Annotated in this window: 1 protein-coding gene (cut by a window edge); it reads left to right on the top strand. The window is 38.1% G+C overall.

Features of this window, described 5'->3' with window-relative positions; genetic code table 11:
- A protein-coding gene (locus LNP23_RS18670) for a non-ribosomal peptide synthase/polyketide synthase (protein ID WP_230002378.1) crosses the window boundary here: on the top strand, nt 1–13,425 show its 3' end. Its footprint begins 15,450 nt before the window's first position; only the last 13,425 of its 28,875 coding nucleotides appear in the window; its start codon lies beyond the left edge, outside the window; its stop codon occupies nt 13,423–13,425.

Below are 13,425 nucleotides of genomic sequence, written 5' to 3'. Positions count from 1 at the left end.
TGGAATAATAAGTTTTATGTATTAAATCAATCGAATACACTTTTACCTGTTGGTATAATTGGAGAGTTATGTATCGGAGGAACAGGAGTTGCCCTTGGCTATCTGAACCAAGAAGAGTTAAATAGAGAGAAATTTATCATAAATCCTTTCATAGAAGGAGAGAGAATATATAAAACGGGCGATTTGGCACGTTGGTTGCCTGATGGTAATCTTGAACTTATCGGTAGGAAAGACGACCAGGTTAAGATCCGTGGGTATCGTATCGAGCTGGGTGAGATTGAGAATGTATTATCATTATTAGAATCGGTTACCCAATGTTGTGTTTTGGCCAAGGAAGATGTTAGTGGTATCAAACGTTTGGTTGGTTATGTAGTGGTAGAAGGAAAACTCAATAAAGCTGATTTACAAGAACAATTAAAATCAAGTTTACCCGAGTATATGGTTCCGATGATCTGGGTTGAACTGGATCAGATGCCGCTGACTCCTAATGGCAAACTGGACAGGAAAGCCTTACCGGATCCGGATAATTCCGATTTGTCCAGTCAGGCCTATGTTGCGCCACGTACAGAAACGGAGGAGCAATTAGCAGTAATCTGGCAGAACTTATTGGGTATAGAAAAAATAGGTGTTTATGATAACTTCTTTGAGGTGGGAGGTCATAGTTTATTGGCTACCCGATTAGTGTCGATGATTCGTAAAGAATTGTCTATCGAAGTATCAATCAGAGAAGTATTTGAATACACTACTATAGCAGCTTTAGGGGCACATGTATCGGTTCAGTCAGAGGGAGTATTGTTGCCTGCTATTGTTGTTGAAGAACGTCCGGAGCGAATTCCATTGTCTTTCAGTCAGGAACGTTTGTGGTTTTTGGATCAATTGCAAGGCAGTACAGAATATCATATGCCTACTGTACTTCGTCTGGAAGGAGCACTGGATATATCCATCTTGGAACAAACATTACAAACTATAGTTTCCCGTCATGAGGTACTTCGTACGATATTATTGTCAGATGATGGTGTAGGGTATCAGGAAGTTATAAGTACAGAGAACTGGACTTTGGACCAGGTAAAAATAGCAGATGAAGGATTATTGGAAAGTAATCTGCAGCATTATTTAGTAAGTCCTTTTGATTTAGCAAAAGGTTATAAATTAAAAAGCTGTCTGTATGATTTAGGAAACCAACGGTATGTATTGGCTTGTGTGTTTCATCACATTGCCAGTGATGGTTGGTCGGAAGGTATTTTGGTCAATGAGTTCATTGAGCTTTACAGTGCGTTGAAATATGGCAGAACAGCTGTTTTACCCGAATTAACTTTACAATATTCCGATTATGCGATCTGGCAAAGAAAATATCTCGAAGGAGCTGTCTTAGAATCCCAGTTATCCTATTGGGAAGAAAAGCTGCAAGATGTAGTTACCTTAACCTTACCAACAGATTATCCCCGTCCTTCGATACAAAGCACAGCGGGATCAAATGTTTCGGCTGTCTTAAATAAGGAATGTAGTGAGTCATTAAATACGTTATGTCAGAGAGAGGGTGTTACCTTGTTTATGTTGCTGTTATCGGCATTTAAAGTATTGTTATCTCGTTACAGCGGGCAGGAGGATATTTGTGTGGGAACTCCAATTGCAAACCGTACCCAATCGGAATTAGAGGGAATGATTGGCTTTTTTGTCAATACGCTGGCGCTTCGCAGTGATCTTGGAGGTAATCCAAGTTTTAAGGAACTTTTAAAGCAAATAAAAGAGACTACATTGGACAGCTATGACCATCAGTTAGTTCCATTTGAGAAGGTTGTAGATCGCGTGGTTACTACCCGTGACAGAAGTATGAGCCCTTTATTTCAGGTGATGTTTGTATTGCAAAATACACCGGAAGGTTCAGACGAACTGACTTTAGAGAATATCATGCTTTCGGGATATGAGTCTGATGCATTTAATTCAAAATTTGACTTAACGCTAAATATATCTGAAACTAAAGATAATATTATTTTAGATATAGAATATTGTAGTGCTTTGTTTGATAAGGCTACAATTGATCGTATGCTGTTGCATTATCAGGAGTTGTTGACAAGTATTGTGAAGGATGTCAATCAGCCTATAGATGGGCTTTCTATGCTTACCGGAGCAGAAGAACATCAATTGTTGAATATTTTTAATGATACGGAATTAGCTTACCCTCAAGATAAAACGATAAGTGATTTATTTAAAGATCAGGTTCTTAAAACACCGGATGCGACAGCATTGGTTTTTGGAGATCAGGTAATGACTTATAAAGAACTGGATGAGCGTTCCAATCAATTGGTTCATTATTTTGAATCGGTTGGAGTGATAAGAAACTCCCGAATAGGAGTCTTGTTTAACAGAAGTTTTGATATGATCATTAGCATATTAGGTATCCTGAAATCAGGAAGTACTTATGTTCCTTTAGATCCTACATTACCGGCTGAACGATTATCCTATATTTTGAAGGACTCGAGTGTCAATTTTCTGATTTACAGGGAAGAATCTTTATTATCAGGTCTATCTTCAGAGTTTATTGTCTTCCTGGATATAGATAAATCGGTTAATTATAAAGCTTCTGAAATTTCACATAAAACAGAGCCTGCTTCAGTTGCTTATATTATGTATACTTCAGGAACAACGGGTAATCCGAAAGGAGTGATGGTAACACATCGTAATATTGTCAGTTTATGTACAAGTTGTGATTATATCTCATTAAATTCAGATACGGTATGGTTGTCAACAGGATCTATTTCTTTTGATGCTACTACTTTAGAATTTTTTGGAACCTTACTAAATGGAGGTCAATTAATATTAGCAGATACAAATGCATTGCTAAATGTCAGCAATCTAAAAGAACTTATTGTAAAAAATAAAGTTACCACTATGTGGATGACAGCCTCTTGGTTTCATCAAGTAGTAGAAGATGATGTAACTGTTTTTGAAAATTTGAGTGATTTAGCAGTTGGTGGTGATGTGGTTTTGTTTAATTATACCAATAAATTAAAAGAGCTTTATAGCGATTTAAATATGGTCAATGGGTATGGTCCGACAGAAAACACTACGTTTTCGACGACCTATACGATTGATAAAGTTACTTATACCAATCTTCCTATTGGTAAGCCTATTAAAAATAGTCAGGCCTATATCGTAGATTCCAAATTGAATTTATTGCCAATTGGTGTTATTGGAGAATTATGTGTTGGAGGCTCAGGAGTTGCACTTGGTTATTTAAATCAAGAAGAATTAACGCAAGAGAAGTTTATAGCAAATCCATTTATAGAAGGAGAAAGAATTTATAAAACGGGCGATTTAGCACGTTGGCTCTCGGATGGAAATATTGAATATATTGGCAGAAAGGACAATCAGGTTAAGATTCGAGGCTATCGCATCGAGTTAGGTGAGATCGAGAATACATTGTCATCGTTAGCATCGGTTATTCAATGTTGTGTATTGGCTAAAGAAGATGCAGTAGGTACCAAACGCCTGGTGGGTTATGTAGTTTCAGAGAACAAACTCGATAAGACTGATTTACAGAATCAATTGAAATTAAGCTTACCGGAATATATGGTTCCGATGATCTGGGTTGAATTGGATCAAATGCCTTTAACTTCAAACGGTAAACTGGATAAAAAAGCATTACCGGATCCGGATAATTCGGATTTGTCTACAAAAGAATATGTTGCGCCTCGTACAGAGATTGAGGAACAATTAGCAGCCATCTGGAAGAACTTATTAGGTATAGAAAAAGTTGGAGTTTATGATAACTTCTTTGAGTTGGGAGGTCATAGTTTATTGGCTACCCGATTGGTATCGATGATTCGTAAAGAGCTGTCTATTGAAATATCTATCAGGGAAGTATTCGAATATACTACTATAGCAACTTTAGGAACTCATGTATTGGGACAATCGGCAGGTATATTATTGCCGGCAATTGTTGTGGAGGAGCGTCCGGAGCGCATTCCAATGTCTTTCAGTCAGGAACGTTTGTGGTTTTTGGATCAGTTAGAAGGAAGTATTGCGTATCATATCCCAATAGTGTTGCGTTTAGAAGGAGCAGTAGATGTATCAATTTTAGAAAAAACATTACAAAATATAGTATCACGTCATGAGGTATTGCGTACGATACTTTTATCAGAGGAGGGTGTAGGATACCAGCAAGTAATAGATGCGGAAGATTGGAAACTGGATCAGATAAAAGTAACAGAGCAAGGATTATTGGAAAGTAATCTGCAACATTATTTAGCAAGTCCTTTTGATTTAGCAAAGGATTATAAGTTAAAAAGTGGTTTCTATGATTTAGGAAATCAACAGTATGTATTGGCTTGTGTCTTTCATCACATTGCCAGCGATGGTTGGTCAAGTGGTATTTTAGTGAATGAGTTTATGGAGTTTTACGGCGCTTTTCAGTCAGGAAGGTCGGCTGTTTTACCGGAACTTGCTTTACAATATTCAGATTATGCGATCTGGCAAAGAAAGTATCTCGAAGGCGACGTATTAGAATCCCAATTATTGTATTGGGAAACGAAGCTTCAAGGAGTGGCTACTTTATCCTTACCAACAGATTATGCACGTCCTTCAATTCAAAGTACAGCAGGATCGGATGTTTTCTTAGTTTTGGATAAAGAAATCAGTGAGTCTTTAAAAGCATTATGCCAAAAAGAAGGCGTTACCTTGTTTATGGTAATGTTGTCAGCTTTTAAAGTGTTACTGGCGCGTTATAGCGGTCAAGACGATATTTGTGTGGGAACGCCAATAGCAAACCGTACCCAATCGGAATTAGAGGGGATGATTGGCTTTTTTGTCAATACCCTGGCGCTTCGCACTGATCTGGGAAGCAATCCAAGTTTCAGTGAGCTCTTAGGAAGAGTAAAGGAAACGACTTTGGAGAGTTATGACCATCAGTTAGTTCCATTTGAAAAGGTAGTAGACCGAGTGGTTACTACCCGTGACAGAAGTATGACACCATTGTTTCAGGTAATGTTTGTATTACAAAACACACCCGAAGAAGCTACAGAAACAGTATTAGAGGATATTGAGATTTCAAACTATGAATTTGAGACTTTCGGTTCAAAATTTGATTTGACCTTTAATGTATCTGAAAATAGTAATGGTATCGCCTTAAATATGGGATACTGTACCGATTTATTTGATAAAGGTACAATTGATTGTATGTTGTTGCATTATCAGGAGTTGTTGGCAGATATTGTGAATGATATCAATCAGCCAATCGGTAGTCTGACGATGTTGACTGCAGACGAAAAACACCAATTGTTAACTGTTTTCAATGACACAGCTCTTGCGTATCCAAAGGATAAGTCATTAGTTGATTTATTTGAAGAACAGGTTAAAAAGACTCCGGATGCCATTGCTGTGGTTTATGAGGGAGCAGAATTAAGTTATAAGGAATTAAATGAGAAATCGAATCAATTAGGATCTTATTTAAGAGAACAAGGAGTTCAAGCTGATACCCTTGTGGGGATCTGTGTAGAGCGCAGACTGGAAATGCTTGTAGGTATCTTGGGAATTTTGAAATCTGGAGGGGCTTATGTTCCAATAGATCCTGATTATCCATCAGATCGTATTACTTATATGTTGCAAGATGCGGGTATGAATTTGGTGTTAAGCAGTATCGCAAGCCATAAAGTATTAGCAGAACATACCCATCTTAAGGTGGTATTGTTAGACAAGGATTGGGATGTGATCTCAGGGTATTCTGCAGAAGATTATGGTGGTCTAGTAGCGCCGAATCATTTGGCTTATGTAATTTACACTTCAGGAAGTACAGGAAGACCTAAAGGGGTAATGATTGAACATACAAATAGTATAAATCTGGTTACTTCTCAGGTTAATACATTTGCGATTGATTCAAGTGATGTTGTTTTGCAGTTTTCAAACTTTGCTTTTGATGCTTCTGTTGAGCAAATTTTTATAACCTTGTGTAGTGGTAGTAAATTGATCCTTGTAAATAAAGAAACGATTCTTGATACTGAAAATTTACTGAATTTTATTGATGTTCAAAAGATAACACATTTTCATACTACTCCAAGTATGTTAAGCACTTTACCTGTAAGGACCGATTTAAAATCCTTGAGAAGAATAGTTGTTGGAGGGGAGATTTGTAATAAAGATTTAATGGAAGCCTGGAATGAAGGATATTCATTTTATAATAAATATGGCCCAACAGAAACGACCGTAACTTCTACCATCTCTTTTTATGATAAGGGTACTTGTAACGATAGAGAAATAAACATAGGAAGACCTATAGGTAATACTCAAATTTACATTTTAGATTCGCAGCTGAGTTTAGTACCGGTAGGCGTAGTTGGGGAGTTATGTATTGGCGGTTCAGGAGTATCCCGAGGTTATTTAAACCAGGAAGAACTAACCCAAGAGAAGTTTATAACAAATCCATTTATAGAAGGAGAAAGAACTTACAAGACAGGCGATTTAGCGCGCTGGCTTGCGGATGGTAGTATTGAGTTTATCGGCAGGAAAGACAATCAGGTTAAGATTCGAGGTTATCGTATTGAGTTGGGTGAGGTTGAGACTACTTTGTCATTGTTAGAATCGGTGATTCAGTGTTGTGTTTTGGCCAAAGAAGATGCAAATGGTAACAAACGTCTGGTTGGTTATGTGGTTGTAGAAGGGGAGCTAAATAAAACAGATTTACAAGAACAATTAAAGGTAAGCTTACCCGAATATATGGTTCCGATGATCTGGGTCGAATTGGATCAGATGCCATTGACTTCAAATGGTAAATTGGACAGGAAAGCGTTACCGGATCCGGATAATTCAGATCTCTCTACACAGGAATATGTTGCACCACGCACAGAGACAGAAGAACAATTGGCTGTTATCTGGCAGAATTTATTAGGAATAGAAAAAATAGGTGTTTACGATAACTTCTTTGAATTAGGAGGTCATAGTTTACTGGCGACCCGATTGGTGTCGATGATCCGTAAAGAATTGTCTATTGAGTTAGCTATCAGAGAAATATTTGAATATACTACTATAGCCGCATTAGGGGCTCATGTATCGGTTCAATCAGAAGGAGTCTTATTGCCGACTATTGTTGCGGAGGAGCGTCCGGCACGAATCCCATTGTCCTTTAGTCAGGAACGTTTATGGTTTTTGGATCAATTGCAAGGTAGTACAGAATATCATATTCCTACTGTTCTTCGTTTGGAAGGCACAGTAGATGTTTCGATCCTGGCGCAAACCTTACAAAGTATAGTTTCGCGTCATGAGGTATTGCGCACAGTTCTTTTATCAGAGGACGGAGTAGGGTATCAGGCAATAATACCTGCAGAAAACTGGAAGCTGGAGCAGGTAAAAATAACAGATGTATCCTTATTTGAAAACAGTCTGCAGGACTATCTGATGTTGCCTTTTGATTTAGCAAAAGAATATAAGTTAAGAAGCTGTCTGTACGATTTAGGAAACCAGCAGTACGTACTGGCTTGTGTACTTCATCATATTGCCAGTGATGGTTGGTCAGGTGGTATTTTGGTGAATGAGTTTATGGAGCTTTACAGCGCTCTTCAATCCGGCAGAACTGCTGTTTTACCGGAACTTACTCTGCAATATTCAGATTATGCGATCTGGCAAAGAAAGTATCTCGAAGGAGCTGTTTTAGAAGCACAGTTATCGTATTGGCAAGAGAAGTTACAAGGAGTGACTACCTTATCTTTACCAACAGATTACGCTCGTCCTTCTGTACAGAGTATGGCAGGTTCAAGTATTTTCTTAGTCTTGGATAAAGAATTTAGCAATTCCTTAAATGCATTGTGTCAAAGAGAAGGTGTTACGTTGTTTATGGTAATGCTGTCTGCCTTTAAGGTATTGTTGTCGCGTTATAGCGGTCAAGATGATATCTGTGTAGGGACACCAATAGCAAACCGTACCCAAGCAGAGTTGGAAGGTATGATTGGCTTTTTTATAAATGTGTTGGCACTTCGTAGTGATCTTGGAGGTAATCCAAGTTTCAAGGAACTTTTAGAAAAAGTAAAAGAAACCACATTAGACGGTTATGACCATCAGTTGGTTCCATTTGAAAAAGTAGTGGATCAAATGATTACGAGTCGTGACATGAGTACGAGCCCTTTATTTCAGGTGATGTTTATATTGCAAAATACACCTGAACTATATAAAGAGGAAAGTTTAGAATTACAAGATATTGTCCTCTCAGATTACGGGTTTGAAACTTCTAATTCGAAATTTGATTTAACATTGCATATAACTGAAAGTAATAACGGTATTACTTTAGATATGGGGTATTGTACCGCTTTGTTTGATAAAGCTACAATTGATCGAATGCTGTTGCATTATAAAGAATTGCTGGTAAGTGTTGTCAATGATATGAACCAACCAATAGAGAGTCTTTCTATGCTTGACCCAGAGGATAAGCAGCAGTTATTGACTGTTTTTAATGATACTGCATTTGCATACCCTCAGGATAAAACGATAGTGGATTTATTTAATGATCAGGTTCTTAAAACACCACAAGCGATAGCCTTGGTTTTTGAAGATCAGGTGATGACTTATAAAGAACTGGACGAGCGATCCAACCAATTGGTTCATTATTTTGAATCGATGGGAGTGATTAGTGATTCGCGAATAGGAATCTTGTTTAACAGAAGTTTTGATATGATCGTTAGTATATTAGGGATCCTAAAATCAGGATGTACTTATGTTCCTTTAGATCCTACCTTGCCTTCTAAACGATTATCATATATAGTAGAGGATTCGAGTGTGAATTTTCTTCTTTACAGAGAAGACTCTTTATTATCAAGTTTATCCGTTTCAGATTTTATTTTCTTCTTAGATATAGCAGAATCTTCTGCTTATGAATCTTCAAAAGTGGTAAATGAAAGACATTCTGCTTCCGTAGCCTACATCATGTATACTTCGGGCACAACAGGAGTACCAAAAGGAATTTCGATTAGTGACGAGAATGTAATTACTTTGATTAATGATCCATCGAGTGCGATCGCAATTAATTGTTCAGATCGAGTACTTCAATGGTCTAATTATGCTTTTGATGGATCGACCTATGAGATTTTTGGCAGTCTTTTAAATGGAGCGAGTCTTTATTTAATAGATAAATCTGTGGCTTCAGATGCCGGGGCTTTATCTAAGGTTATAAACAGGAATGAATTAAGTGTTATTTTTATTACTACTGCTTTGTTTAATTCTTTGGCAGAATATGATTTATCCTTATTATCGAGTTTAAGATTGTTGTTATTTGGAGGTGAAAAAGTTTCAATAACTCCAGTGCGAAAAATGTTATCAGGATTAGGATCCGGAAAAATTCACCATGTCTATGGACCTACAGAGACAACCGTGTATGCTACTTGTTATGCTGTTTTTGAAATCTCAGATTCAGCAACAACGATTCCAATAGGTAAGCCTTTGACCAATACCAATTTGTATGTTTTAAATCCTTCATTAGATCTAGTACCAATTGGTGTTATTGGAGAGTTATGCATTGGGGGATCAGGTGTGGCCAGCGGTTATCTGAATCAGGAAGAATTAACGAAAGAGAACTTTATAGCGAATCCTTTTGTTGAAGGAGACAGAATGTATAAGACCGGTGATTTAGTACGTTGGTTAGCTGACGGAAATATAGAATATATCGGTAGAAAGGACAATCAGGTAAAGATTCGCGGATACCGCATCGAGTTGGGTGAGATTGAAAATGTATTGTCTTCATTTTCAGAAATTATCCAGTGTTGTGTTTTAGTCAGAGAGGATGAAGTTGGGAACAAACGTTTGATCGGTTATGTAGTTTCAGGCGATAAATTAAATACAACAGATTTACAGGAACGCTTAAGAGTAAGCCTTCCGGAGTATATGGTTCCGATGTTCTGGGTTGAGATGGATCAGTTGCCATTAACCTCTAATGGTAAATTGGACAAGAAAGCTTTACCGGATCCGGATAGTTCCGAGTTATCCAGTAAAGAGTTTGTAGCTCCGGGTACAGACCTGGAAAAACAGTTGGCTGTTATCTGGCAGCAGTTGTTGGGAATAGAAAAAATAGGGATTCATGATAACTTCTTTGAGTTGGGTGGACATAGTTTATTGGCCACACGATTAGTATCGATGATTCGTAAAGAGTTGACGATAGAAATTGAAATTGTAGACGTATTTGAACACACTACTATAGCAGCTTTAGGAGCTCATGTATCGGTTCAGTCAAAAGGAGTATTGCTTCCTACTATTGTTTCAGAGCATCGTCCCGAGCGAATTCCATTGTCTTTTAGTCAGGAACGTTTGTGGTTTTTGGATCAGTTGCAAGGTAGTACAGAGTATCATATTCCTACAGTGCTTCGTTTGGAAGGAGTGGTAGATGTATCGATTTTAGAGAAAACATTACACAGTATAGTGTCACGTCATGAGGTATTGCGTACGATTCTTTTATCCGAAGATGGTGTAGGGTATCAGCAAATAATATCCGCAGAAGACTGGACACTGGATCAGGTAAAAATAACAGAGGAGTCCTTATTAGCAAGCAGTATGCAAGATTATCTGATGAGTCCTTTTGATTTAGCAAAGGATTATAAGTTAAGAAGCTGTCTGTACGATTTAGGAAATCAGCAGTATGTACTGGCTTGTGTACTTCATCACATTGTTAGTGATGGCTGGTCAGGTGGTATCTTGATAAATGAGTTTATGGAGTTTTACAGCGCTCTTCAATCTGGAAGAACAGCTGTTCTACCGGAGTTAACGTTACAATATTCCGATTATGCGATCTGGCAAAGAAAGTATCTCGAAGGAGCTGTTTTAGATGCACAGTTAGCGTATTGGGAAGCGAAGCTTCAAGGAGTGGCTACCTTATCTTTACCAACAGATTATCCTCGCCCTTCTGTGCAGAGTACGGCTGGTTCAACTATTTTCTTGGTCTTAGACAAAGAAATCAGAGAGTCTTTAAAAGCATTATGCCAAAGAGAAGGGGTTACCATGTTTATGGTAATGTTAGCTGCCTTTAAAGTATTGTTGTCACGTTATAGTGGTCAGGATGATATTTGTGTGGGAACTCCAATTGCTAACCGTACTCAATCGGAGTTGGAAGGTATGATTGGCTTTTTTGTCAATACCTTGGCACTACGCAGTGATTTGGGTGGTAATCCGGATTTTAAAGAACTTTTATCCCGAGTAAAAGAGACGACATTGGGTAGTTATAATCATCAGCTGGCTCCATTTGAGAAAGTGGTAGACCGGGTAGTGACTACTCGTGACAGAAGTATGACACCTTTGTTTCAGGTAATGTTTGATTTTCATAATGATATTGAAAATACCAGTGAAGAAAGCCCAATAGTAGAAGATGTTATAATTTCCAGGTACGAGTATTCACAAATGACAGCTCAATTTGATTTGATGTTGAGTATCTCAGAAAGTGATTTTGATATTTCGGTAGGAATAAATTATTGCACCGCTTTATTTGACCAGACTACGATTGATCGTATGCTGTTGCATTATAAAGAGTTGTTGGTGAATATGTTGAGTGATATCAGTCAGCCAATACATAGTTTGCCTATGTTGACTGCGGCGGAATCCCATCAGATAGCAGCTGTTTTCAACGATACGTTTGTAGAATATCCATTGGATCAGACGGTAGTTGATTTGTTTGAGCAGCAGGTACAAAAAACACCTGATGCTATCGCTGTAGTTTTTGGCTCGGAAGAGTTAAGTTACAAAGAGTTAGATAAGCGTTCTAATCAGCTGGGCCATTATCTTCGTGATCAGGGTGTGGTGGCAGATAGCTTGGTAGGTATCTGTGTAGATCGTAGTTTGAATATGCTTGTGGGGATCTTGGGTATTTTAAAATCAGGAGGTGCTTATGTGCCTGTTAAACCGGATTATCCGGCATCCCGTATTTCCTATATTGCTCAGGATACCGGTTGTTCTTTGGTTCTTACCGATGCATCAAGTAAAGAGGCTTTGTCTGCGATTTTAAGTGATAGTAAGATTATTGTTTTGGATGATTCCTCTTTGGTATATGCCAATTGCTCTGTAGAACCATTAGGTATTTCGTATTCACCTGCTTCGTTGAGTTATGTTATTTATACCTCGGGAAGTACGGGAGCTCCCAAAGGAGCTATGATTGAGCATAGTGGGTTATTGAACCATCTTTTGATTATGATTGATGACTTGAATATGGACAGTACCAGCGTTGTTGCCTTTACAGCGCCTTTTACTTTTGATATTTCGGTATGGCAATTATTAAGTGGTTTATTATGTGGAGGTCGTATTGCGATTTACAGTGAGTCCATGATCTTGGACACCAATGATTTTCAGAATGCTTTATGTTCTTATGGAGTTACGCATCTTCAGTTAGTTCCTTCTTACATATTGAATTTATTGGAAACAGGCTCAAGAAAAGGTTTGGAAGATTTACGTTATTTTCTGGTTACAGGAGAAGCGGCTACGATTTCATTATTGGAATCCTGGTTTGCATCGTTTCCTTCTATTGCTGTAGTGAATGCTTATGGTCCTGCAGAAGCATCAGATGATGTCAGTCTTCATATTATGTACGAGGCTCCTTCTGGAGTTGTAGTTCCTATAGGTAAACCTGTAGCCAATATGCAGTTGTATGTTGTAGATGCGTATGATAATTTATGTCCGATTGGAGTTATTGGAGAGTTATGGGTTAGTGGTGTAGGAGTAGGACGTGGTTATTTAAACAGAGAAGAATTAACCCAAGAGAAGTTTATAGCAAATCCTTTTGCAGGAGGAGACAGAATTTATAAGACAGGCGATTTAGTACGTTGGCTTGCTGACGGAAGCCTTGAGTTTATCGGCAGGAAAGACAATCAGGTTAAGATTCGAGGGTATCGTATTGAGCTTGGTGAGATCGAGAATGCTTTGTCTTCTTTATCTGGAATTATTCAGTGTGGAGTATTGGCCAAAGAGGATGCAAGTGGTAACAAACGTTTGGTTGGTTATGTGGTGGTAGAAGGCAAACTGGATAAAGCAGATCTACAAGAACAATTGAAATCAAGTTTACCCGAGTATATGGTTCCGATGATCTGGGTTGAGCTGGATGAGCTGCCGTTAACTCCTAATGGTAAATTGGACAGAAAAGCGTTACCGGATCCGGATAATTCGGATCTTTCTACACAGGAGTATGTTGCGCCACGCACAGAGACAGAAGAACAGTTGGCTGTTATCTGGCAGAATTTATTGGGAATAGAAAAGGTAGGGATTTATGATAACTTCTTTGAATTAGGAGGTCATAGTTTACTGGCGACCCGATTGGTGTCGATGATTCGTAAAGAATTATATATTGAAGTATCGATTCGAGAAGTGTTTGAGTACACAACAATAGAAGGACAAGCATCACTTGTTGACCTTTTTGAATTGGATTTTGATGAAGATGAAGAGGATGAAGAAAGCTATAATGAAAGTATTACACTATAA

This window comes from Flavobacterium cupriresistens (genome assembly GCF_020911925.1).
Classification (GTDB): Bacteria; Bacteroidota; Bacteroidia; order Flavobacteriales; family Flavobacteriaceae; genus Flavobacterium; species Flavobacterium cupriresistens.
The sequence above is the reverse complement of the archived record's forward strand: the minus strand, read 5'-3'. Positions and strand labels throughout refer to the sequence as shown.